Source organism: Ekhidna sp. (genome assembly GCF_040220215.1).
Classification (GTDB): domain Bacteria; phylum Bacteroidota; class Bacteroidia; order Cytophagales; family Cyclobacteriaceae; genus Ekhidna.
On record NZ_JAVJTR010000016.1, the window covers coordinates 797,225 to 821,918 of the forward strand.

General features: G+C 40.7%; 22 protein-coding genes. 6 read left to right on the forward strand and 16 right to left on the reverse strand.

Features of this window, described 5'->3' with window-relative positions; genetic code table 11:
• Positions 1 to 144 precede the first annotated feature (144 nt).
• Positions 145 to 990, forward strand: coding sequence for a hydroxymethylglutaryl-CoA lyase (locus RIC88_RS12385; protein WP_350217848.1), 846 nt, complete (start codon positions 145 to 147; stop codon positions 988 to 990).
• Here RIC88_RS12385 and RIC88_RS12390 read toward each other — a convergent pair whose 3' ends face one another.
• From RIC88_RS12390 to RIC88_RS12410, 5 genes are all read right to left on the reverse strand, one after another.
• On the reverse strand, positions 991 to 3,399 hold the full coding sequence (locus RIC88_RS12390) for an ABC transporter permease (RefSeq protein ID WP_350217849.1): 2,409 nt from the start codon (positions 3,397 to 3,399) through the stop codon (positions 991 to 993).
• Positions 3,400 to 3,529: 130 nt separating this feature from the next.
• Positions 3,530 to 4,627 carry a DNA-processing protein DprA gene (gene dprA / locus RIC88_RS12395; RefSeq protein ID WP_350217850.1) on the reverse strand — a complete coding sequence of 366 codons (1,098 nt, stop codon included), beginning with the start codon at positions 4,625 to 4,627 and terminating at the stop codon, positions 3,530 to 3,532.
• A 3-nt stretch (positions 4,628 to 4,630) separates the two neighbouring features.
• Positions 4,631 to 4,969: a MerR family transcriptional regulator gene (locus tag RIC88_RS12400; RefSeq protein WP_350217851.1), complete on the reverse strand. Its 339-nt coding sequence runs from the start codon at positions 4,967 to 4,969 to the stop codon at positions 4,631 to 4,633.
• 17 nt (positions 4,970 to 4,986) lie between these two features.
• Positions 4,987 to 6,171, reverse strand: a complete 1,185-nt coding sequence (locus RIC88_RS12405) for a CapA family protein (RefSeq protein WP_350217852.1) — start codon at positions 6,169 to 6,171, stop codon at positions 4,987 to 4,989.
• 66 nt (positions 6,172 to 6,237) lie between these two features.
• Complete coding sequence (locus RIC88_RS12410; protein ID WP_350217853.1) at positions 6,238 to 7,221, reverse strand: M23 family metallopeptidase; 984 nt, start codon at positions 7,219 to 7,221, stop codon at positions 6,238 to 6,240.
• A 139-nt stretch (positions 7,222 to 7,360) separates the two neighbouring features.
• On the opposite strand from RIC88_RS12410, the gene alaS reads away from it, so the two are divergent.
• The 3 genes from alaS to RIC88_RS12425 are packed head-to-tail and all read left to right on the forward strand — an operon-like array spanning position 7,361 to position 12,551.
• Positions 7,361 to 9,976, forward strand: coding sequence for an alanine--tRNA ligase (gene alaS, locus RIC88_RS12415; RefSeq protein ID WP_350217854.1), 2,616 nt, complete (start codon positions 7,361 to 7,363; stop codon positions 9,974 to 9,976).
• A complete protein-coding gene (gene gatB / locus RIC88_RS12420; protein WP_350217855.1) occupies positions 9,976 to 11,436 on the forward strand; it encodes an Asp-tRNA(Asn)/Glu-tRNA(Gln) amidotransferase subunit GatB in 1,461 nt (486 codons plus the stop codon). The genes alaS and gatB overlap by 1 nt, the downstream gene beginning before the upstream one ends.
• A gap of 5 nt (positions 11,437 to 11,441) precedes the next feature.
• Positions 11,442 to 12,551, forward strand: a complete 1,110-nt coding sequence (locus RIC88_RS12425) for a peroxiredoxin family protein (protein WP_350217856.1) — start codon at positions 11,442 to 11,444, stop codon at positions 12,549 to 12,551.
• Positions 12,552 to 12,722: 171 nt separating this feature from the next.
• On the opposite strand, the gene RIC88_RS12430 is transcribed toward RIC88_RS12425, so the two are convergent.
• The 8 genes from RIC88_RS12430 to RIC88_RS12465 all read right to left on the reverse strand — a co-directional run bounded on the left by RIC88_RS12430 (position 12,723) and on the right by RIC88_RS12465 (position 19,790).
• A complete protein-coding gene (locus RIC88_RS12430) occupies positions 12,723 to 13,217 on the reverse strand; it encodes a nuclear transport factor 2 family protein (protein ID WP_350217857.1) in 495 nt (164 codons plus the stop codon).
• A 323-nt stretch (positions 13,218 to 13,540) separates the two neighbouring features.
• On the reverse strand, positions 13,541 to 13,789 hold the full coding sequence (locus RIC88_RS12435) for a hypothetical protein (RefSeq protein WP_350217858.1): 249 nt from the start codon (positions 13,787 to 13,789) through the stop codon (positions 13,541 to 13,543).
• Positions 13,790 to 13,793: 4 nt separating this feature from the next.
• Positions 13,794 to 14,513 carry a DUF4339 domain-containing protein gene (locus RIC88_RS12440; RefSeq protein WP_350217859.1) on the reverse strand — a complete coding sequence of 240 codons (720 nt, stop codon included), beginning with the start codon at positions 14,511 to 14,513 and terminating at the stop codon, positions 13,794 to 13,796.
• 271 nt (positions 14,514 to 14,784) lie between these two features.
• Positions 14,785 to 15,954 carry a type II restriction endonuclease gene (locus tag RIC88_RS12445; RefSeq protein WP_350217860.1) on the reverse strand — a complete coding sequence of 390 codons (1,170 nt, stop codon included), beginning with the start codon at positions 15,952 to 15,954 and terminating at the stop codon, positions 14,785 to 14,787.
• On the reverse strand, positions 15,911 to 17,143 hold the full coding sequence (gene dcm / locus RIC88_RS12450) for a DNA (cytosine-5-)-methyltransferase (RefSeq protein ID WP_350217861.1): 1,233 nt from the start codon (positions 17,141 to 17,143) through the stop codon (positions 15,911 to 15,913). The genes RIC88_RS12445 and dcm overlap by 44 nt, the downstream gene beginning before the upstream one ends.
• Positions 17,103 to 17,558 (reverse strand): very short patch repair endonuclease, encoded by a 456-nt coding sequence (locus tag RIC88_RS12455; protein ID WP_350217862.1) that lies wholly within the window; start codon positions 17,556 to 17,558, stop codon positions 17,103 to 17,105. Before RIC88_RS12455 ends, dcm begins: the two co-directional genes overlap by 41 nt.
• Before the next feature lie 238 nt (positions 17,559 to 17,796).
• Positions 17,797 to 18,483, reverse strand: coding sequence for a response regulator transcription factor (locus tag RIC88_RS12460; RefSeq protein ID WP_350217863.1), 687 nt, complete (start codon positions 18,481 to 18,483; stop codon positions 17,797 to 17,799).
• A 2-nt stretch (positions 18,484 to 18,485) separates the two neighbouring features.
• A complete protein-coding gene (locus tag RIC88_RS12465; protein ID WP_350217864.1) occupies positions 18,486 to 19,790 on the reverse strand; it encodes a sensor histidine kinase in 1,305 nt (434 codons plus the stop codon).
• A 169-nt stretch (positions 19,791 to 19,959) separates the two neighbouring features.
• On the opposite strand from RIC88_RS12465, the gene RIC88_RS12470 reads away from it, so the two are divergent.
• Both RIC88_RS12470 and RIC88_RS12475 read left to right on the forward strand, forming a co-directional pair.
• Positions 19,960 to 22,326, forward strand: coding sequence for an ABC transporter permease (locus RIC88_RS12470; RefSeq protein ID WP_350217865.1), 2,367 nt, complete (start codon positions 19,960 to 19,962; stop codon positions 22,324 to 22,326).
• A 170-nt stretch (positions 22,327 to 22,496) separates the two neighbouring features.
• The gene (locus RIC88_RS12475) at positions 22,497 to 22,961 is read left to right on the forward strand and encodes a hypothetical protein (RefSeq protein WP_350217866.1); all 465 of its coding nucleotides are present in this window, start codon (positions 22,497 to 22,499) and stop codon (positions 22,959 to 22,961) included.
• Between the two features lie 3 nt (positions 22,962 to 22,964).
• Here RIC88_RS12475 and RIC88_RS12480 read toward each other — a convergent pair whose 3' ends face one another.
• The 3 genes from RIC88_RS12480 to RIC88_RS12490 are packed head-to-tail and all read right to left on the reverse strand — an operon-like array spanning position 22,965 to position 24,607.
• Positions 22,965 to 23,495, reverse strand: a complete 531-nt coding sequence (locus RIC88_RS12480) for a YehS family protein (RefSeq protein ID WP_350217867.1) — start codon at positions 23,493 to 23,495, stop codon at positions 22,965 to 22,967.
• A 14-nt stretch (positions 23,496 to 23,509) separates the two neighbouring features.
• Positions 23,510 to 24,082, reverse strand: a complete 573-nt coding sequence (locus RIC88_RS12485) for a hypothetical protein (protein WP_350217868.1) — start codon at positions 24,080 to 24,082, stop codon at positions 23,510 to 23,512.
• A gap of 3 nt (positions 24,083 to 24,085) precedes the next feature.
• Positions 24,086 to 24,607, reverse strand: coding sequence for an acyl-CoA thioesterase (locus RIC88_RS12490; RefSeq protein WP_350217869.1), 522 nt, complete (start codon positions 24,605 to 24,607; stop codon positions 24,086 to 24,088).
• Positions 24,608 to 24,694 lie beyond the last annotated feature (87 nt).

Below are 24,694 nucleotides of genomic sequence, written 5' to 3' on the forward strand. Positions count from 1 at the left end.
TTTGAAAATAGAAGAATTAAAAAAAGGAGGGTTGTCTTCAGTAAAGATAAAGGTAGATTAAAAGGATTCTGGGTTAAAGGAGATAAGCTAGAATATGATCCCGATTTAAAGTCTGAGGATGATATTTAATTAATTTTGGCGCCCATGAAGATAATCGAGTGCCCGAGGGATGCGATGCAGGGATTGCATGATTTTATTCCTACAGAAATCAAAATCAATTACATCAACCAACTCCTCAAAGTAGGGTTTGATACCATCGATTTTGGAAGTTTTGTTTCGCCGAAGGCGATCCCTCAAATGAGAGATACTGCTGAGGTGTTGGATGGTCTTAACCTGTCGGACACTCAATCAAAGCTGCTTGCCATTGTAGCAAATATTCGTGGGGCAAAGGATGCTTGCCAATTTGATGAAATCCGATATTTGGGATATCCGCTTTCACTTTCGGAAACCTTCCAGCAACGCAATACCAACCGATCCATTAATGATGCTTTCAATGATCTGGCTGAAATGCAGGAGCTGGCCGAGGATCACGAAAAGGTGTTGGTGGTTTACTTGTCCATGGGGTTTGGTAATCCTTATGGTGATCCGTACGCAATGGATTATGTAGGAGAATTTGTGGATCGACTGGATAGCATGGAAGTACAGGTTATTTCACTCTCGGATACCATTGGCGTTTCTCAGCCAGATAATATCTCCACCTTGTTTGAAACTTTAATTCCAAAATTCCCCCATATCGAGTTTGGAGCGCATTTACATTCCACACCCAACACCATTGAAGAAAAAGTAAAAGCTGCATATGAATCAGGATGCCGAAGAATGGATGGAGCACTCAAAGGATTTGGCGGATGCCCGATGGCGAAAGATGACCTAACCGGAAATATGGCGACAGAGAAGATGCTCCATTATTTCCAATTAAATGGAATCGAAACAGGAGTGGACATGAAGAAATTTGAAGAGGCCATGGCAATGACCCCTTCAGTATTTGGTTAATTATTCATCCTTCAGTACTTCTACAGGATTAATTTTTGCTGCTGCGAATGATCTGGAGCTCATGGTAAGGAAAGAAATCAAAGCAGTAACAAATAAAGCGCCCATCATTATTTCCCAGCCGATATTGATTCGATACTCAAAACCTTCTAACCAGCTGTTCATCAGCCAATAAGATGCTGCGGATGATATTACAAATGCTAAGAGCAATAGAAGCACGACTTCTTTTCCAAACAGGATCAAAATTTGAGAAATATTCGCCCCTATAACTTTCCTGATTCCGATTTCCTTTCGTTTGGAGTTAGCCATGTAATCAGTTAATCCATAAAGTCCTAAAATGCTGATAATCAGAGCAATGCAGACAAAGAAGCTGATAAATTTTGCCATAGTGGATTCAAACTCATAGTGGCTTGCAATCTGATCTTCCAACAATCCATATTCAATGAGTAGTTCCGGGTACACATTATTCCATGTTGCTTCGATAGACTTGATAATCTCTGGTAACTCTGATTGATTGCTATTGGAGAGTCGCATAGCTATTTCATAAAATCCTTGTGGATTGAAGAAGAGTAGGACGGGCATCATTTCCGACTGCAGAGACCTACTATTAAAATCTTCTACAACTCCCACAATTGTACATTTCTGGCCCCAATCTGATTCAATGATTTTACCAAGAGCTTCATGAGGCGAGCCAAGGTTGAATTTCGATAATGAATTTTCTGTGATCAATACATTCGTTCTCGGATCGTTTGAATTTATATTTCTTCCGCTAATTAGCCCAATCTCAAACAATTCAAGATAGTTCTCATCTATGCTTTTTGAGTTCACTGTAAAAGTTTCTTCTTTTCCTACCAAAGGATTAAAATACTTATTTGTATTGTTCCCCATTGCCAAAGGACTTCCTATATGAAGGGAGACCTTATCAAATGTAGGATTAGATTCCAACTGATTTTTTAGACGGGTTTGTCTTTCAGGATCAGGAGATGGAAAACGTAAATTGATGATGCCTTCTGTTCTAAATCCCATGTCATACGAACGCATGTATTCGGTCTGGGAAAAGATGACCATGGCCCCAATAATCAATGAGATGGAAAATCCGAACTGAAGTCCAACCAAGATTTTTCTGACAGGTATTCTACTTTGTTTATCAATATTTGAGATTTTAATTTTAATTGCATTTAAAGCAGAAAATTTAGATAGAACCAACGCCGGATAAAGACCGGACAGGAGTGTCATTCCAAAAAGCACAATGAATGAAAAAACAACCCAGTCAAATATGGTAACATCAATCAAACGCACATCCATGCCAAGCATTTGATTGAATAAAATTAGTATTTGCTCACCGAGCACAAATCCTAAACAAAGCGCAATTGATACAATAACAAATGTTTCCAGAATGAATTGAAGGATTAATTCTGATCTGAGACCGCCCATCACCTTACGAATACCAACTTCACGAGCACGCTTAATAGCTCTGGCAGTAGTTAAATTTATGAAGTTGATACTTCCTATAAGCGCAAGAAATATTGCAATTGTATATGAAATGAGCTTGTATTTTGACTCAAACATCACCCCACTATAATTATATACAGATTCTGAGTGTACATTGGCCAGAGGTTGTAATTCCAGTGTATACCCTTCTTCTTTATAATATTTTTTGAAGGCTGTATTTACTTCCTTTTGAATTTGTGCTGCATCTGATTGTGCTGCCATTTTCATAACACATTGAGTGCCGCCATTCAATGTACCCCATGCTTTTCCTTCATTGAAATACGGATTTACTCCTTCCTGATTTTCATAGGCGGTCATTATTTCAAATGGGAAATCCGTTTTTTTAGGCAAATCTTCGTAAATGCCCTCAACAGTTAAATTATGTTTGTTTGCCAAAACAATCGTTTTACCAATAAAGGACTGTAGCGGTGCATTGTTTCCAAAGAATTTTTGTGCAGTCGTGGCAGAAAGGAATGCGGAATTGGGATTGAAATTAGTTCTTCCACCGGCAGCCCATTTGAAAGTAAGGATCTCAAAAATAGCTGGCTGAACAAACGCAATGTTGTTCTGATTGATTTTAGTTAGAGGTTTTCCGGATTCTTCAATATTGATTTGAGCTGAGAGTAAAAATGTATTACTCATTGCTTCAATGCCCGGAATTTCATCTTTGATGCCATTGCTCAGCGGATGGGGTACAGTCGGTGTTTTCCCTTCTTCATCACCAATTTTATAAGATCCAATTATTCTATAAACCGTATCATAATTTTCCTGATGTTTATCGTAATTACTATGGAAGTTGATGATCGAGTAAAGGGCAATCACACAGGAAATTCCGAGTGTTAAGCCAGTTACACCAAGAAAAAAGTGAGCTTTATTTCTAGCGAGTGATCTATACGAAGTGACGAAGAAATTGCGTAACATGATTTAAGAATTAAGTTTTCGTTCTATTTAAAATAAGAATCATGCCATTTCAAATAAATAATTGATAATCAGAAAGTTATTGATGTATTAAATGATAAAAATGTGCATTTACGTACACTAAATGAACGAATTAGGAAAGACAGCCAAACTTCTTTCCCGGCATGCTTTTCACCAGGTTCTTGAATTCCAAACTAAGCAGGTGTGAGGCTACCTGATTGATGGGTATTTGTGTTTTCATAGCAATCAGATCAATTTCTAAAGGGGCTCTGCTTTCTGTTAGCAATTCAAAAATGGTTTGCTCTGATTCTGAGAGTTCAGGCATGATCTTAGGTGCCTCATCTACCTGATTAACATCCCAGTTCAGGTGATAAATCAAATCTTCTACGCCGGTATAGATCAGTGCTCGCTGTGTAGCGATGAGCTTATTGGTTCCTTCCGAATGCGTATGACCAATATCTCCGGGAACGGCGAAAACTAAACGGTTGTATGAATCTGCAATGTTGGCAGTAATCAAGGCACCACCTTTGGCAGCAGCTTCAACCACGATGGTAGCATCAGTCATCCCGGCGATGATGCGATTTCTCGCCGGGAAAAGATGTGGATCGGGTTTGGTTCCGGGAATACTTTCTGTGATGATGGCTCCTGTTTCCTGCATCTCCTCAGCATATTTTTTATGTACGGAGGGATAGATTCGATCCAACCCGCCGGCCAGAATGGCGATGGTTGGAAGGTTATTTTTCAGGCTCGCCTTGTGCGCCTGAATATCTATCCCATATGCCAACCCACTAATGATGGTCACATCTAAGGCAGACAGGTCTGTAATGATTTTATCTGTTATTCCTTTTCCATACTCCGTGGCTTTCCGGGTTCCTACCACAGCAATACTGCGCCTGGGATTTAGTTCACCTGCGCCTTTCTTATAAATGATATTCGGAGCATCGGGTGCTTGTTTTAGTCGTTTGGGGAATTTGGAATTGGTGTAGTGTAAAACTTCTGCTCCTATCTTCTCGGCTGATTGAACAATTGCTTCCGCTTCTTTAAATGGACTTGCCTGCTTAATTGCGTCGGCCATTTTTCCACCAACGCCTGGAATTTTAAGAAGCTTGCTTTTGGTAGATTTAAAAACTTCAGTAGCTGAGCCACAATAGCTCATGAGTTGCTTGGTGCCTCTATTACCCACTCCTGGAATCAGCTCCAGCGCAATCTGGAAAACCAACTCCTCGGACATATATTATGGAAGTTCGCTTTTAAGTTCTGTTAAGAATTTTCTGATCTTCTTCAGCGATTCAATCATCTCCATTTTATCAGAAGCAGCATCGCCTCCATTGGAAATAAAGTCCCGGGCACCCTGTAGCGTGTAGCCTTTTTCTTTTACCAAATGGTATATAAGTTTTACACTCTGAAGGTCATCTTTTGTAAACTGGCGGTTGCCTTTACGATTCTTTTTGGGTTTGATGTTATCAAATTCGCCCTCCCAGAATCGGATCAGGGAAGTAGCAACACCTAATTCATCGGCGACCTCACCGATGGTGTAATACTTCTTTTCAATTTCCTTTTCCTTGTAAGGCACGGTTGGTGAGTAGGCTTTTATTTTTGAAGATAGATAATTCTTCCCTGATCATCAATGGTCACCGGATTTTCAGGGAAGTCTTCCAAAGATAATCTTTGAATTGTTTTTATCGAAGAAAGATTCAAATCATTTCTTGGTCCATCCGAATAACTTTGACGGAAGGCATGTATTTGACCTGAAATAAACCTCCCGGTTGCATCAGTTCGTACTTCCAGTATAGGTGCCTCGCCAGCCAGCCCTCTTAAATTAAACCTACCATAGGTTAAAAAATTTCCAAGACTGTAGGCGATGATGCGTTCTTTGTAAACTTCAACAGCCCGAACAATATGCGGTCCATGTCCCAAAATAATGTCAGCTCCATTATCAATCATCAGATGTGCAAGCTCATATACATTGCCCCGATCTTCTCCATAGTAGAATTCTCGTTCACGAGTAACATGCTGATGCTTTGATCCTTCCGCTCCGGCATGAAATGAAGCGATGACAATATCCGTGAGTGTATCAAGATGTTGGATAGTTGATTTGATGTTTTCATACTGGTGGATACTCACTGTTCCTCTGTTAGGTGCAAAGGCACAAAAACCAATTTTGAGATGTCCGATTTTTGTAATCGTGAATGGCTGATCAATGGATCCGGCATGAGCAATGTCCAGCGAATCTAAAACCCGCTGTGTGTTTTTCCTCCCGGTTTCTCCAAAGTCATTGGCATGGTTGTTTGCTACACTCAATAAATCAAATCCGTTCTCACGAAAGTTTTCAGCTAAATATTCCGGAGATCTGAACAGGTAGCAAAGCTTAGGGTTATTGCACTCTTTCTGCTCTCCACCATCATTCAGGATAGTGCCTTCAAGATTCCCAAAAGTGATGTCTGCATTTTGTAAAATTGGTTTGACATGATCCCATAAGTGTCTTCCTTTACCCCCGGGCAAATATGATTTATCCGGAAAGTTTGTTCCGACCATGATGTCACCAACTGCAGCAATGGTGACTGTATCCGGTAATAACCTTGAGATTGACAGCTCAACTTCTTCCTCAAGGCCCGGAAGCGTATCGCCTTTTTGTGTAATCAAATAGATGGTATCTATAGCCACATCTTTTGCTACAGTGTCGATGGGTATTACATCAGTGTATCTCTGAGGAGTTTTCACAGTCTTACACGCCCAGGCAGATATCAGGATTAGAAAGAGGTGTCGGATGCTCATTGGCTGCAAATAAAAAAGCGGTTAACCACAAAGAGTAACCGCTTTTCAAATTCTTTCAATGTTTTATTAGTAAGATCCCATTGCTTGATTTTCCCTGGATGCCAACTCCAGAATCTTGGCAAATTCATCATCTGATAAACCTTGGTTAAAATAATAAACCGGATTCCTCTTGCCACCTTTTTCAATCACTTCATAGTGAAGGTGAGGTGCGGTAGACTTACCACTATTTCCTGAGTACGCAATGATTTGGCCTCTTTTCACTTTTTGTCCTGGTTTCACCAAAAACTCACTCAAATGAGCATATTTAGTTACATAACCATATCCATGATTAATCTCAATTTGATTCCCATACCCGCTAAAACTCTTTCTGGTAAGCTTCACAACTCCATCGCCTGTGGAATAAACCGGAGTTCCTTTAGGGATAGAGAAGTCAACACCTTCATGCATCCTTCTTGTTTTTAGGATAGGATCTATTCGATAGCCATATCCGGACGCAAGTCTTTTGAGCTCTTTATTGGAGACAGGCTGGATTGCCGGTAAGCTGGCTAGCATATCCTCCTTGTTTTTTGCCATATTCACGATATCATCATATGACTTTGTCTGGATATACATTTGTTTCTTCAGCTTATCGATGCGCTGCATATTGGTTAGGATCAGCTCTTCTCGCTTCAATCCTTGTTCCAGCAGGTCACGATATCTATTGGCTCCTCCCACACCTGCAGACCTAATTTCATCCGGGATTGGCTCCACTCCAAAAACCACTCTGTAGATGTCATCATCTCTTTCTTCGAGCACAGATAACATTCGGTTTGCTTCGTTCAGGTCTTTTTCCAGTAGTTCGTAATACAGCTTTAGCTCTTCGTTCTCTTTTCTAAGAGATGCTTTGGCCGGAGACTCAAAATAATGATCGGTCACAAAAAATATTCCAAATCCGATAATTGAGGAAACTACAAGAAAACCCATTAGGTTGATCACAATGTCCCATGAAGAGACCTTTATGCGCTCATACCGGCAGGATTCAGTGTCATAGTAGTACTTAATTTTTGCCATGGGTTGATAGGGTAATTGTCGTAATTTTGTAAATGTATTTTAGTAGGTGGTTCACAAATTACCGCTGCAATTTACGGATAATTGAGATTTTTTCATAATTACAAGATTTTACAGTAACATTCTAATTTTTTATTCCTAAATGGATTCTAAATCAATCAGGAAAACTTTCCTTGACTTTTTCGAAGGCAAAGAGCACAAAATCGTGCCTTCTGCGCCAATAGTAGTGCAAAATGATCCTACCCTCATGTTTACCAATGCGGGTATGAATCAGTTTAAAGACTTCTTTTTAGGGAATAAGGTTGCTGAAAATAAAAGAGTGGCCGATACGCAAAAGTGCTTGCGAGTGTCTGGTAAGCACAATGATCTCGAAGAGGTGGGCATAGATACTTATCACCACACCATGTTTGAAATGCTCGGAAACTGGTCTTTCGGAGATTATTTCAAAGAAGAAGCGATAGAATGGGCATGGGAACTACTAACAGAAAAATTTAATCTCCCAAAAGACAGGTTTTATGCCACCATTTTTGAAGGGGATAAATCAGAAAATCTGGATCAAGACAGTGAGGCGAAGGAATTTTGGCAAAAGTATCTCCCAGAGGATCGGGTACTTAATGGAAGCAAAAAAGATAATTTCTGGGAGATGGGCGATACCGGGCCATGCGGGCCATGCTCCGAACTACATATTGATCTCAGGCCTCAAAGTGAGGTAGATAAAGTGCCAGGAAAGGATCTGGTCAATCAGGATCACCCTCAAGTGGTTGAAGTCTGGAACCTGGTATTTATTCAATACAACCGATTATCGAATGGTTCTTTGGAGAACCTTCCTGAAAAGCATGTAGATACAGGGATGGGATTTGAGCGGCTGGCCATGGCTATTCAGGGAAAACAATCCAACTATGACACGGATGTATTCCAGCCATTGATCCAATATGTCGCAAAAAAAGCTAATGTTCAATACGGAAAAGACGAAAAGACCGATATTGCTATTCGTGTCATCTCTGATCACATCAGGGCAATAGCATTCACTATAGCAGACGGACAGCTGCCTAGTAATAACAAGGCAGGATATGTTATTCGAAGGATATTGAGACGTGCGGTGAGGTATGGATATACTTTTCTAGGATTCAAAGAGCCGTTCCTTTATGAGATGCTTAACATCCTTGTTGATCAGTTTGATGGCGTATTCCCTGAGCTTACTGGTCAAAAGGACTTTATTGCAAAAGTGATTAAAGAGGAAGAGCTTTCTTTTCTAAGAACACTTGATAATGGATTAAAGAAACTAGACACCATCACTTCAGGTAGTTCAAAAACTATAGAAGGTTCTACTGCTTTTGAATTGTATGATACCTACGGTTTCCCTTTGGATTTGACTGCTCTCATTGCCAGAGAGAATAATATGGAAGTGGACGAAGCTGGATTCCAAAAGGAAATGGAAGTCCAGAAGAACCGATCCAAGAATGCCGGAAAGCAAACGACTGGAGACTGGACGGTAGTAAATGAGGGTGATGATGTTATATTCTTAGGCTATACCGATACGCAATCAACTACAAAAGTTCTACGCTACCGAGAGGTCAAGCAAAAGGACAAAACACAGTATCAAATCGTGTTGGAGGCTACTCCATTTTATGCAGAAAGTGGTGGTCAGGTAGGGGATACCGGATTTCTTGAATTCAAAGATGAAAAAATTGAGGTAGTCGATACCAAAAAAGAAAATGACTTAATTGTCCATTTTACAAAAAAGCTCCCTGCTTCATTGGAAGGAGAAGTAAAGGCAGTGGTGAATGAGAGCAAAAGAAGATTGACGGAGAATAACCACTCCGCTACTCACTTGCTTCACGCTGCTCTTAGAGAAGTACTTGGCGATCATGTGCAGCAAAAGGGTTCATTGGTAAATGATAAAATCTTACGATTCGATTTTTCTCATTTTTCTAAAATGACTGCAGAAGAGATCGAGGAAGTGGAGCAAATCGTCAACCAAAAGATACGTGAGAATATTGCGCTGGATGAAAAGCAGAATGTCCCAGTTGCTAAGGCACAGGAAATGGGAGCAATGGCCCTCTTCGGAGAGAAGTATGGTGATTTTGTCCGTGTAATCACATTTGACCCGCGATACTCTGTCGAGTTGTGTGGAGGTACGCATGTGCCACGAACAGGGAATATTGGTTTGTTCAAAATTGTAAGCGAAGGATCCAGTGCAGCAGGAGTAAGAAGAATTGAAGCGGTCACTTCGGTGGAAGCTGAAAAATTCTATAAGCAAAAGCTAAATCTGATTACGGAATTAGAGGAAATGCTGAAGAACCCGAAAGACTTGAAAAAGTCTGTTGAAAATCTTGTGAAGGAGAATTTGGCAAACCAGAAGAAGTTGGATCAACTGAACAATCAGCAAGCCGGACAAATCAAAAACCAGTTGAAGAATGATGCTAAAGAAGTAAACGGCAAAAAGCTCATTACCTACAAAGGCGATTTTCCATCAGCTGATAGCATGAAGCAGGTGGCATTTGATCTCAAGAGAGAGGTAGATAACCTGGTGCTGTTGATTGGTGCCAATATCGATGATAAGCCGATGTTGACTGTGATGCTGGCGGATGACCTGGTGAAGAACGGAATGAACGCCAATGAAATCATTCGGAAGATGGCGAGTGCTATTAAAGGTGGTGGAGGTGGACAGCCATTCTATGCCACGGCAGGAGGGAAAGACCTTTCCGGACTGGATGAAGCACTCAAGATTGGAACTGACTTGATTGAAGCTTCTTAATGAGTACGGAAGCTTACAATGAATATCAATTGGTTGTTGGCCTGGAAATCCATATCCAACTTTCAACTGAAAGTAAGCTTTTTACAGCCGAGTCAACAGCTTATGGTCAGCCACCCAATACAAATGTGAGTGTCATCACCCTGGCACATCCCGGGATCATGCCAAAGCTTAATAAAAAAGCGGTGGAATATGCAATCAGGATGGGACTGGCATGCGGATGCGAAATTTCCCGTTATTGCATTTTCGATCGTAAAAATTATTTCTACCCGGACTCGCCAAAGGGCTTTCAAACCACTCAGGATCGAACACCTATTTGTATTGGTGGAGAAGTTCCTGTAAACCTGAAAGATGGTGAAGAGGTAAATGTGAAACTGAATCGGATCCACCTGGAAGAAGATGCAGGCAAATCCATTCACGATGAGCATTCGGATGAATCTTTGATTGATTTGAACCGGGCAGGTGTGCCTTTGATTGAGTTAGTCACTGAACCGGTGATTCATTCAGCCGAAGAGGCCATGGCCTTCATGACAGAAATTAGAAGGATGGTTCGATACCTGGAGATTTGTGATGGAAATATGGAGCAGGGATCCCTGAGGTGCGATGCGAATATTTCAGTTCGAAAGAAATCTGAAACTGAGCTAGGGAAGAAAGTGGAGGTAAAGAACATGAACTCCATCCGAAATGTAGGACGTGCAATCAAGCACGAATTTAAACGGCAGGTAGATTTGATTGAGAATGGGGAACCAATTGCCTCGGAAACACGACTTTTTGATGCCGGCTCAGGATCAACCTTCAGTATGCGTACGAAGGAAGAACTCAACGATTACCGATACTTCCCTGAACCCGATCTGAGTCCATTTGAAGTTTCAGAAGATTGGCTAAATGATATCAAAACACAGATGCCGCCAACTCCCCGGGAATTGAGAGAAAGGTTTGTAAATGAATACGGACTATCCGAGTATGATGCAGAGGTGCTGACAGCAGAAAAGGAGATCGCTGTATTTTTCGAGCAGGCTTGTGGTCAAACCCCACATTACAAGCAAGTAGCCAACTGGATAATGGGTCCAATCAAGTCGCTCTTGAATGAGCTGGAAGGTGGTGAGATTACCATGCCGATTTCTTCAAACCAACTTGCTGAGTTGGTTGAGGCCATTGCTAACAATGGGATTAATTCATCGATGGCCGGTAAGCAGGTATTTCCATACCTCATAAATAATCCTGATAAGACTGTAGTGGATGCAATAAATGAACTTAAGACAGATATATCGGGTGAGGACAACATTTCCGATATAATTTTGGAGGTATTAGAGGCGTTTCCCGAGAAAGTGAAGGCCTATCAAAACGGAAAGAAAAACCTGATAGGAATGTTTATGGGGGAGGTAATGAAAAAGACAAAGGGAGCCGCGGATCCGCAAAAAACGAACGAACTTTTGCGAGACGCGTTGACCCAAAAAGAATGATAGGAATGATGAGATACGTAACGATATTTAGCTTATTGATGGTGTTGGCCGGATGTAGCCAGCAAGAAAAAGAGGGAGTGAAGCTGTCAGGTAATCTGGAGCAACTTCCGGCCGGAGGTTTTGCTTATGTAGAGTACATTGGTGAGAATGGTATTGAGCCATTTGATACATTGGATGTATCGACTAACGGTGATTTTGAAGAATATTTAAGCATTTCTGAACCAGCATTCTTCAGACTGAATTTAAACGGTCGTCAGATCATCACCCTCATATTGACAGGTGAAGAGGAGCATGTAGTAGTCAACGCACATGGAAACGATCCGCAAGGTTTCTATGAAGTGTCGGGTTCATACGATACGGAGTACAAAAATCAAATAGATGCAATGATGCTGACTTATCGGCAGGAGGTTCAGAATTTACAACAGGATCAACGCCAAGCAAGAGCCAATAATGATGCGCAAGCATTTCAAACAGCTCAGGTGCAAATGATGGATTTGGCTAAGCGTACAGAAGGTGAGTTGAAAGAATTAATCCGGGAGGCCAGCCCTTCTTTAGCATCATTTTATGGAATTCAGATGATTGACGCCACACAGAACTTTGAGTTTATCGATTCTATCGCCACTGAAATGCAGGTAGAAATGCCTGAAAATTTTCATGTAGAAAATCTGATCTCACAAGTGACTTCAAAGAAAACCTTAGCTATTGGCAAAATGGCTCCTGAGATCGCACTGGAGAATCCGGATGGTGAAATCATCAAGTTGAGTTCATTGCGCGGTAAATATGTGCTTATTGATTTTTGGGCCGCCTGGTGTGGGCCTTGTAGGAGAGAGAATCCAAATGTGGTGAGAGTATACAATGAGTACTCAGATCGGAACTTCGAGATACTTGGTGTTTCACTTGACAAGACCAGAGAGAAATGGTTGGAGGCCATTGCTCAGGACGGACTGCCGTGGTTACACGTTTCTGATCTGAAATTCTGGAGAAGTCAGGCCGCACAAGACTACCAGGTTAATGCCATCCCTGCTACCTTCCTCATTGATCCGGAAGGAAAAATTATTGCGAAAAATCTTAGAGGAGCCAGCCTGGAGGCGAAGTTGAAGGAGATATTTGGGTAGACTTAGACTTTCCGAGTACAATTCAAAGGAAGTGGGGAACGGTCTCGGCTATGAGTAGTTGCGTGGTTTAGCACTTAATTTTGCAAGTACGCACCAAACTGAAAATCCGCGAGGATTTTCAGAAGTAGACGAGAACAAGCAATTACTTATAGCAATTGTTGGCTGTAGTGTTTACTGTTTATTCATCCATTTATTCGTATTACCTGTCATAGCCCAGAGGATGTTAATAATCTTCCACTCTCCATTTAATTTTCCCAGGTGGATATAATCGACAAATTCAAACTTGTTTGTTACCGCTTTTACAGATGCAATACCATTTGAGATTTCGTAAATAATGACTTCTGATTTTAAAGGTTCTTTAGGGTCAACATCTGCTTTATAGAACAGAGTAAAATCAAAACCTTTGGAGTATCCAATTAAACTTGCTGCGGTCATATTTTCCGGATATTCTATGCCTTCTTTATTTTTCTCGATGGTCCTTTTTGCCAAATCGGGATGCATAGCTTTTTCAATTCTTTGAGGGTTGTTGGTTTCCATTCCTTCAAGATAATTCAGGACTGTTTCCTTTATTTGTGTAGAGTCGTTTGGCGTTTGTGCGAAGACAGGACTATTAAGAATTAATAGCATAACAGCGAAGAAATAAAGAGGTGTCATTATTTTTTTCATATTATATAATTTAAAGTTTGCCTACTCTATTCAGTTTTTGGCTTCCCTGTGTTCAGTTGAACTCAAATGATTATAAGAGTTTGATTTGTCAGCATTACATCCAACGCCCAACTAGCGAGAGTATGCCCACCAGTTGTAAAGAGCACTAAACTAGCGAAACTGCCCAATCCTCACAACAGTAACTACGAAGCACTGCGTTCCGCAAGTCTAAGTCCAGAAAGAAGGAGGGCGGGGTGGGAGATGAACTTCCAGAATGGGCAGAGTAGCGGCGAGTCCCCATGCACTTTCAAATAGCACCAAGACACATGGCGGATGAGCGACTGTTATGTCCTTTTTTCTATATCGCCTTGTTTGCAAGTTATGTTTCTTACAAAGTCTCCATTTTCGTTATACTCTGCTAAAACATAGTCAAAGGTTCCTGTTGTTGTGCTTAGGATATTACCGTTCGAATCTTTTCCGAAATAGAGTCCATCAACCTTGTTATCAGTTGCAGAGTTTCTTACAATTTCATATTTGAAACTGTCCCGTCCAGAGTGATATGTTACATCCGTTCCAATTGCCAGTTTAGTCATAATTTCAAGCTTTTTCCTTAGAATTTTCAGACACCCAATTAACCCCCTTCTTCCCTCCTAAAAACAAATAGCGTCCTATAAATAAAATCAAAAACGCTGCAATCATGACACCAATTGAATAGCCTATCGCTCCTGTTATTTTACGGCCATACCAATATAAAATCCTATCATAATTCCACTCTCTTGTTCCAGAACCAGAAATAGAACCAGCCGGAATATCAACAGACCAAAAATAACCTTGGCTGTCCCATTTTTCGTCTTCAGGTATTAAGTCTACTATTGAGCGTTTAACATCTTCCAGTTGACGAGAGGATGAAAATCTTAGCTCTTCGTATTGATTTTTTAAGCTAATTGCTTTGAACCCTTTAAATGCGAAAATGGGATAAGAAGCTATTCCAATGAGCAAACTGTAAATTAAAATTTTGCCACTGAGTTTAACCTCTTTTGCTGCAACTGTTTTTCTTTTTTGTTCTGTTAGTTTTTCAGCAACTCCTTTAGTTTTTGGTTTTGTGGTAGGAGTATTCTTCTCGGTGTTACTAGGAGGGAGAGGTGGTGGGGTTGTTTTGAACAAGTCTTGAAGTTCCTTTACGTTTCGAGCCTCCGTCCAGTCCGCCAAACCCTCCTTCCAAACTAAAGTTTCAGGAGCTATTTCCCCCTTTTTCAGTTGTTCAATTGTAAAAGGTCCAGTTTGTTCGTTGTTCTCTGCTAGATAGTATTCTGACATTTTCGGTCTCCAGTAAATTGGACATAACGACCAGCTAAAATCCGTAGGCTGGACATCTGTAAATATCGGTAAAGTATCTTATCTCACAAACCTTTGCAAGCACCTCAGTAAGCCTATGGATTTTTAGCATCTGTTAGGTTTTCGTGCATTTTCTCCGTCCTGTTTCTGCGTTCGTGTAAGTTCGTTCGCCTGTGTGCGGGGGGCAGCCATACTCTTTGGCAGGTTTAGGTTGAGGGTTGATATTGAGCGACCTACCAATGTGTATGGATGTTTAGGGTTGGGTTGAGTTCACATATCTCACAAATTGTTCCAAAGTCAGGATGTTAGCCCGATGTTCTGCTGGGAAACTTGACAAATACGCCTTTGGAATTACAAGTTGAACTCCATATTGATTCATCTCTTCCAATTGGTTCTTCGAGATTCCTTGTTGAAGAGTGAATAGATGCTTTGTTCGGATGCGATCTGCTTCGTTAAGAATCTGTCTCCATCTGTCCTTACAAGTGGTTTTTGATGCCAGAATTATCAATTTGCCATTATCAAAGTTAGGATTGTTATACGCTTCAATGTTTGGAAAAAGAAAATCCGGTTTTTTATTATTTTCAGTTGTTACCTGAGTTTGAAAAATCAATTCTGAAATTCTGAATATCTCCTCTAAATGATGCTCAAGTGATTTCCCAGCTCTACTCTTTCTTCTGTTTAGAATAGTGTTGGCAGATTTGACCAGTTCTTCCACCGATTCGAAAGGAGTTCGGATTAACTCTGAATACCGGTCATTTTCAATTGTCTTGAAAAGCGCGTATTCTGCTTCCAACCAATTTAGAAGCTCCTTATCAGGGTTTGATTTGATTTGGTTGGGAGTGATGTTGTACGAATTAACAAAACAAGTTCTTGCATTATTGGCAAGGTCAATTGTCGGAGGAAAATCAATCTGAAGAGATTGGACATAAGCCATGAAACATTGAAGCAATCTATCTTCTGCTGTCTGTTCGATCTGTTTTGGAATTATACCATTCGTCTCTGTTGACGAGATATTAAGTGCTGCGAAAAAGTCCTCAATATCGTCATCGCTACTTAAAACATAACCTTCGAAAAAATCAGCGGACTTTTTTACCAAGACGAGTAAATCACCAACGTTATCATCTGTCAAAAAAGGAAAGCCTCGCCCAAATCTTGTTAATCGGTACTCGTCCCTTGTACCAACGCCATAATAGATAAATCGACTTTCGGTTTCGAAATCATCGTGCCACCGAATCGTGACATATTTGTCCTTATTTGCGCCTTTTTCTCCGGGAGTTTCAAAAAACAGCGGCCATGAGTTCTTGTGCATATGGAACCCCGCTTGGTGACCGCCAGTAGAGCCAGTATCGTTTGGCTTGATGAATTTGCTAAATGCTATTTCAGCCTGCTGCGCTGATTGTATTGCCTTCTCTAATATGCTCATCTAATCTGGCTAGTTCGTTAACAATATTTTCTCCAACCGCTTGCATTAGAGGGCTTACAACAGAATTACCGAATTGCTTGTATGCTTGAGTATCTGAAACAGGAATTTCGAAATTGTCAGGAAATCCTTGTAATCTTGCGCATTCTCTGGGAGTTAGTCTTCTTGGGTTCTGTCCATCTTGCGGAATCAAGACCTCTGATCCGTCTTTATAATATCTGGCGCTTAGAGTTCTTGTGATTCCATCAAGCTCAACTAGCCCAAAGCCAAAGCCATTGCCCTTCGCTTTATGTTTTGCTGAATAGTCTTGAAGGTATTTCCAGAGTTTGTCTGATAAGGTATATTTTGGATCAGGATTAGGCTCTAAAATTTCTTCAATTGCATGGGTTTGTTCGGGCATTTCAGGAAACTCAAATTGATCTTTTGAATTATATCGATCCATATCAAAGCCAACGATTACAATTCTTTCTCGATGCTGCGGCACAAAGTACTTACCATCCAATACCTTAAAATGAACATTGTATCGCAGTTTTTTGAGCGTCTTTTGAATCACTTTAAAAGTGTTACCCTTATCATGGGAAACCAAGTTTTTCACGTTTTCAAGTAGGAATGCTTTTGGTCTCTTTTCAGCGATTATTCTTTTTAAGTCAAAAAACAAAGTGCCTTGAGTTTCATCTTTGAATCCGTGAGCCTTACCCAGGCTGTTTTTCTTGGATACTCCAGCTATTGAAAATGGCTGGCATGGAAATCCGGCAATCAAAATATCATGTTCGGGAATTTCCTTCTCATCAATCTTGGTAATATCACCAAAAGGCACTTCTCCAAAGTTGGCATGATAAGTCTTTTGAGCATATTGATTCCATTCGGAAGTAAACACACATTTGCCACCCAAATTGTGAAATGCAAGACGAAATCCACCTATTCCAGCGAATAGGTCAATAAACTTGAAAGTTCCGTTTTGATGCGGTGGGAAGGGGATATCCCAATCGAAAGGCAAATACCCTTGAAAATACGGTTCATTAACCACCGAAGGGTCAATGGATTTTCCGTATTCTATTGCTGGTTCCTCAAAATAATTTGAAACACCGTTGTGATAGCTTTGGAAGTAATGTGTTAGATGGGCAAGTTCCGTCTGATCGGGTTTCTTAACCTCAATCTTGAGTTTTTCCTTTACTTCCGAGTATTTCTGCATTTTTTTGTATCTGTATTTCTTGCTCAATAGTTAACAGACAAAAATCGACATTTTTTTTGACTTCTCCAGACCAGAACCGAAGAACCTTCCAGCCCGATTCTTGAAGTTTCTTATTAACTGATTCATCTCTTTTTATGTTGGATTCTATCTTATTCCACCAGAATTCACGATTCGTCTTAATTCGGAATTTTTCGGTTTCCCAGTTCCTCCCGTGAAAGTATTCACTGTCCACAAATACGGCTAGTTTGTATTTCTTCAGACTGAAGTCAGGTTTGCCAAAAACGAATTTTGAATTCCTGCGAAATCTGTAACCTCTCGACCAAAGTTCCTTCGCAAGTTTCACCTCCATTTTGGTGTTCTTGCTTTTTATGGCCTTCATGTTTTTAGTTCGTTGTTCGGGAGTATGAACGTCCATGTTCAAATTTACGAACTGCAAAGAGCGGGGGCAAGATTTTAGCTCTTTTGGTTTTTTAGGGTTGGTGTTGCGATGGCAAAAACCAAATGTGCTAAAATGTGCGGTAGGTTTTTCTACGTCACGGCATGAAACCTAACTATAATGTAACGAGCACAAACGCGTGCAAATCGCGATTTATGATCCTTTCATTCTTATATCATTAAATATACCGTTTTGCAGCACAAAGTAATGAAAAGCTCTATTTTTCCTCCAAAATAAACCCCTTCCCATGTACATTCACAATCTGTACCGAAGGATCATCCTTTAGATATTGGCGGAGCTTATGGATAAATACATCCATGCTTTTTCGGTTGAAGAAATCTGATTGTCCCCAAACACTTTTCAGTGCCTTATTCCTGTCCAGGATAGCTTGTTTACTTTCACATAATAGCTGTAGTAAGCGAGCTTCCTTCTCAGTGAGCCTATTCGTTTTTCCATTCAACGACAGTGCCTGATTTGAAAAATCGAAGTGATATTTACCAATCTGGTAATTACAGTTTTTTATAGTTGATTCATTTTCAGCGGATGAGCGTCTGATCAAGGCTTTGATACGGGCAATCAGCAATTCTTCATCAATGGGTTTCACAATGTAATCATCACAACCCAATCTGAATCCTTTGAGTTTGTCCACTTTCAAGGCTTTTGCAGTGAGAAACATAAACGGGATGTCCGGATCTGCATCACGGATTTCTTTAGCCAACGTAAATCCATCCTTGAGAGGCATCATCACATCCAGCAGGCACAGATCATATGAATTTCGCTTAAATGTGTTTAGACCATCTTCACCATTGGTAGCCAATGTGACCGTGTAGTCATTTATCTCCAGGTACTCTTTTAAAATGTACCCAAAGCTTTCATCGTCTTCAACAAGTAAGATTTTGCCCATGATTAACTAAACGGAAAATATAATCTAAACTCACTTCCTTGATTCAGCTTGCTTTGGAGAGCTATGGTCCCTTTATGTTCTTCTATAATCTTTTTCACATAGCTCAATCCCAAACCAAACCCTTTTGCATTTTGAATATTCCCGGACTCAGCCCGGTAAAATTTATCGAAAATGTAACTCTGAATCTCTTCACCAATACCAATTCCATTGTCCTTAATGGAAATCTCAATGCCCTGTGGGTGATCCGAGGTGCTGATAGCTATCTCAGGTACATCGACGGTATACTTAAGTGCATTGTCTATCAGGTTGTAAATGATATTGAGGAGGTGTGTTCTGTCCGCAAATACAGTTGGTTTGGTTGCGTTTAGACGAAGTGAAATGTTGCCATTTCGTTTGCTCACCATCAATTTCACACTTTCGATCACCTGACCGATCACTTCGTGAACATCCAGTTGTTGCTTCTCCAGCGTGAAATTACCTGAATCGATCATCGCAATCTGCAGAACCTTATCTACCTGTCCCTCTAGTCGCTTACTTTCCAAATCAATAAGGTTCAGGTAGTTTGATTTCTTATCCTCATCGAGCGGATTGTTTTCATTTTTCAGCATGCTTGTGGCAAGCGAAATGGAAGCAATTGGTGTTTTAAACTCGTGTGTCAGGTTATTGATGAAGTCATTTTTAATGGAAGACAGCCGCTTTTGTTTTCTAATGACAATTAAAGTGTAAGCAAAGCTGCCGATTAGCAAAGCGATAAATACAATGGATAGAATCAACGCTCCTCTGGACTGGGCAAATACGTAAGCATCCTGACCGGGAAAGAATAAAGCAAGGTGCATATTACCACCGGATGAGCAAGTCAGATTGGCCCAGCCATGACCTCTTTCTTGCGGGTTTGTGCAGTTTTTAAGCTCAAAATCCAGGCTTGCGCCATCATCACCCATCACAAAGCTGAAGCCTTCTCTTTCAGGCTTATGCATATATACAGCGTACTCATAGGCCAGATCAATGCCATTTGCATCAAAAACAGGATCGATGATGCTTGTCATTAATGCATCCGTTTCAGCATCATTCAATTGATTGATTTGCTGTACCCTCGTAGCAGCTTTGTTTAGTTCATCTGCATAGAACGGGCTGGTAACAAACTCATGAGCGATTTGACTTGCAGCCAGGTCTACCTTTTGGAGGAAAATCTGCTTATTTGTTTTAAGTGAAGAGCGCAGGTTTTGAACCTGTAGAACCGATAGCCCCACAAGCGCCAGGGTGGCTATGCCTATGACAATGGTGATCGCCTTTTTAGAAAGATGCATCCGAAATGAATTTGACTTCATTGAATTAACGGAAAGTTCTTAAAAATGGCAAGAGAGAAACGAGGTTTAACTCTTTTTTAACCAATTTAATTTTTCATTATATCTCTTTAACCAATCGTTATTCCACACTGATCAAACAATGCCGTATTGTTGAGTAAACATCAACGATATGCGTATTTTCCTACATCTAACCATTCGAAATTTCCTGAAATCCGGAGGCCTAAACACACTAAACATTTTGGGTTTGTCTCTTGGCCTTATTGCCACGCTACTCATCATTGTATATGCTGACCATGAATATCACTATGATCAATTTCATGAAAAATCAGACAATATTTTCCGTATGGAAGGAAAGACCAACGGTGATCAATGGTTTTCGAATCTAGGAGTGGAGCATGCCAGGGAGTTAATGGCCGGTGCATACCCGGAGGTTGTTAATCGTGTGAATTTGAATAATGCACCCAAGGCTTTTCTGAGCTATGGAGGGAGAAGGTTTGCTGAGACAGAAATCATTCAGACTAACCCAGGATCTGCTTTTTTCGAATTATTTGATTTTGAAATACTAGAGGGAAATCCTGAAAGCTTGCTGGAGGAGCCATATGCGATGGTCCTGACACAATCTACTGCTCAGAAATATTTTGGTGATGCATCACCAATAGGTGAAATCCTAAGTCAGGATACATTGCAGTATAAAGTAACAGGAGTTATTGCTGATCTAAGGTCTGATACACATCTGGATTTTGATTTGATGTATACGAATCCAGCCCTTTATGAACGAGAGCACTTTCATACACAGACCTATTTGCAATTGGTCAATGATGTAAATGTGGAAGATTTGGTAGAGAAAATCCTGGCCATGGATGTGGCTTTAAATGAATTTCATGAGCTGTCAGATGTTCAGCTAATGCCGCTTCGTGATATTTACTTAGAGTCTGACGCAGCGTTTGGTTCCGGAGGCAAGGGTGACCCATTGCAACTGAAAGTATTTCTGATCATTGGGGCGCTTATCCTGCTGATTTCAATTACGAATTATGTGAATTTGTCTCTTGCAATCTATCTCGGGAAAGGACGTGCAGTAGGTATTCGAAAAGTATTTGGAGAATCTAAAAGGCAGTTAATCACCTCTATGTTTTACGAATCACTCGGCATGGTGCTTCTAACCGTGCCGATTATTCTGATAGGCTTCAGTTTTGCGCTTCCTGCAATGAATATCTTTTTGGATGTGAGCCTTGAAAATAAGCTGTTGACCTCTTCAACTTATATTTTAGGAGGATTGGGGTTTCTGGCATTACTTGGTTTTATCACGGTAATTTATCCGGCTCTTGCTTTGAGTAACACAGATGTCAATTTGCTGATGAAAAGTAAGTCAGCGATGAATATTACAGGTGGAACCAAATATAGAAATGGACTTATTTTTTTACAGTTTATTCTGTTGTTCACCTTAGGTATATCCGGTTGGTTTATGAATCAGCAAATCAAATTTCTTGATAATAAGGACATGGGCTTTGATGCAACGAATGTGATCAAGATTGGGAATGCCTTCGAGATTGGGAGCTATGATAACTACAAGGTCTTTAAGACACAGCTTCAATCCCATCCTCAAATTGCGGGAGTGGCATTTGGCCCGATGATAGGGGATGGTATGAGCCCATTGACTTATAAGCCGGAAGGTTCTGACGAGATCTACGAAAACTTACTTTCTTATGGAGTAGATATCGATTATTTCGATGTAATGGGAATGGATATCACACATGGCAACTTCAAGGACGTCCTACAGTCATCCGAAGATGGTCAGATTGTATCACTGGTGAATCACAGCTTTATCAATCGTTATGGGTGGCAAGATGATCCGCTAGGTAAAGAAATCATTCTTAGACCCGGCACTGAAAATGAACTTCACCGTAAGGTTTCAGGTGTATTTAAAGACTTTCACTTTTACACGTTAAAGGAAAAGATCACTCCGCAGATTATCTCACTTCGTCCGGACCCACAGTTTGTGAATACCAATATTCTCATTCGCTCGAATACCAATAACCTTCAGGAAGTAGTCGATCTTATTCAGGATGAGTGGTACAAAATCCAACCCAACATACCGATGGAGTATGATCTCATGGATGAAGCAATAAAAAGACTCTATGATAAGGAGCGTCAAACAGGTCAGATCAGCATTACTTTTTCGGTGTTGGCCATAGGATTATCAGCTCTGGGTCTGGTAGGCTTTATGATCTACATCATTGGCCTCAAATCCAAAGAGCTTACAATTCGGAAAGTGCTTGGAGCTTCACTCGTTCGGATCATTGGTGTTCTAAATCAAGATCTTTGGTTTATTGTTTTAACTGCAGCAATCCTGGGCAGCCTGTTTAGCTACTGGGTAGTGAGTTCCTGGCTGGAAGATTATGCATACGTCATCGATATGAGTATGTGGGTGTATCCAATAGCACTGATGATGGCGTATGGTTTGGTTTTCGCCATCACAGCAATCCGATCAATCAAATGGGCAAGCACCAACCCGGCATTGACATTGAATGAGGAGTAAGACAAGCTAGTACTGTTATGATTAGAATAGTTCTAAAATGGTAGAGGTGAAATTCTATTAAAACCAGAAAGCTTAATTATTTGTGTTGATCAGCTGAGATGATTTAAGAAATGTAGAGAAGAAGTTTTAATGAAAATGGGGGTGAAAGAACCATTAGTTGACATCTATGTATGAAACCTCATCTCACCACCCCTCTCATACTTATTTTAATTTTCATTTCCGGCTTTCAATTAAAAGCTCAGGAGACAGATTCCACCAAAGCGGAGACCATTCTGAAGCTGGAAAACCCATACAAGAAGAACCGGACGAAATGGCTAATCGAAAATGGATTCAACACGGGCACGTACAGTTGGGATGATCCTACCGTCAACCTGTACCTGGATCAGGCAGTAAAGAACCGATCAACAGGAAATGTGTTGGGCATTACGGGAGGTGGAATAGTTGTTCTTGGGTTGGCTATGAATGCACTTGGTTCTCTGGTGAAATCAATATCAGACAGCAACCCGGACGAACCCTATCAGGTAGTTAAAGGACCCTATTATCTGGGAGGTGCCATGGTAGTTACCTCCATAGGATTGCACTTTCAGGCACGTTCGAAACTAAAAAAGGCAAGAGAAGCTCGTAGTAAAAAGTAGTAGCTAATCTCTTTTAGGTCGGGTGATAATTCGCACAGGAGGTTTTTCTGTTTCTGATTCTTCTTCAGGTTTGCCTGTACCTCTATGCTTGATCTGAAGACCCTGAAGGAAATTGCGAAGAAACTGATCCTTGCAAACCCGATATTGCTTTTGTGTAGGCTTGCGGAAAATAGCACTGATCTCGTGCTTGCTCACTTCAAAATTGGCCAAGTCCATTAATGAGATAATATCCTCATCTTTCAGCTCAAGCGCAATTTTCAATTTCCGAAATATTTGATTGTTATTCAGGCTCTTCTCAGGCTTTGGTGTCTCGCCATCTTTTTTACCCCGATGCTTGATGATGAATCCATTGAGGAAAGCTGCCAGGTCTACATCATAGATTGGTTTTTGTGATTCGTCATCATCTTTCTTGAGCCAGTCACTGATTTGCTCACGGGTAACATCCTTGCCTCCATGCTTGAATAGCTTGATGACCTTATCATCACCCAGATTAAAGGTATACCGAATGCGCCGAAGGATGTCGTTGTTGTTCATTCTGAAAACTGTTATCAACTACTTGAAACAAACTTCTGCAACGCTCCCCAGAGCTTTACTTTTTCGTTTTTATCCTTAGCTAAATCAGCCAATGGTTTCGAGCAAAGGAATTCACTGCCTTTGTAAGGAATAGGAGTGTAGAAGGCTTTCGCTTCTGGCACAAACACTAAAGCTTTTTTGAATTTCACTTCCTGATCAAAGCCATTGCTGAATATCTTGTATTGGTCTCCAGGTATTTTGCAGGCATCTATGATTTTGTGCAATAAGTCTATCTCGGCTTCATCGGAACTGCTGTGGAATACTGCAAAAGGAAGCTCTTCGGGTTCTTCTACTTCTGTGATGGGAATCTCAGGGGGCTCCTGTATTGGCTCTTGTTCCTGCTCCCTGTTATCCTCATTAGTTGGTTGTTCCTCTGAATTGGATTCGTCTTTTTTCTCAGCAATAGACTTAAGTTCCGGCTCTGCCAATTGACTAGACTCCTGCACCTCTTCAGACACGTCAACAGTAGACTCATCTTTAATGATTTCGTCTTGCGATAGCAAGTAGATTTCTTCGTGAATAAGTAAGTGCAGGTGTTCCTTTTCCATGGATCAGTCTTCCATATCAAATATAGACCTAAGTTCTTTTGCTTCACTTGGTTTCATGCGTTTACCAAGCACCAACCTCAATTGCCTTCTTCTAAGTGCACCTTCATACAGTTCTTTTTCTAACTCGGTTTCCGGCTCTACCTGTGGAATATCTATTGGCTTACCGGACTGATCCACTGCTACAAAAGTGAAAAAAGCGGTGTTGGTATGTACTTTCTTATCAGCGGGAATATCCTCTGCTATTACCTCTAAATATACTTCCATTGAAGAGCTGAAGGCACGGGTAACAAAAGCTGAGATAGTAACCGTGTTACTTTTTCTAATTGGCTCAGAGAAAGAGATATTATCAACGGATGCCGTTACAACAATTCGGTTAGAGTGCTTTTGTGCGGCAATTGCAGCAGCAATGTCCATCCAGTGCATGAGCCGTCCCCCCATCAGGTTATCCAGTCCGTTGGTATCATTTGGCAGGACCAGTTCGGTCATTGTAACGAAGGAATCTTTGCAATTTTTTACCTTTTTCATGTTGTCAAGTTGATTTTCGGGAGGTGAGTAACCCACCCCCAACCCCTCCAAGGAGGGGAGTTTTTGATTCTTATTTAAATCTGTGCA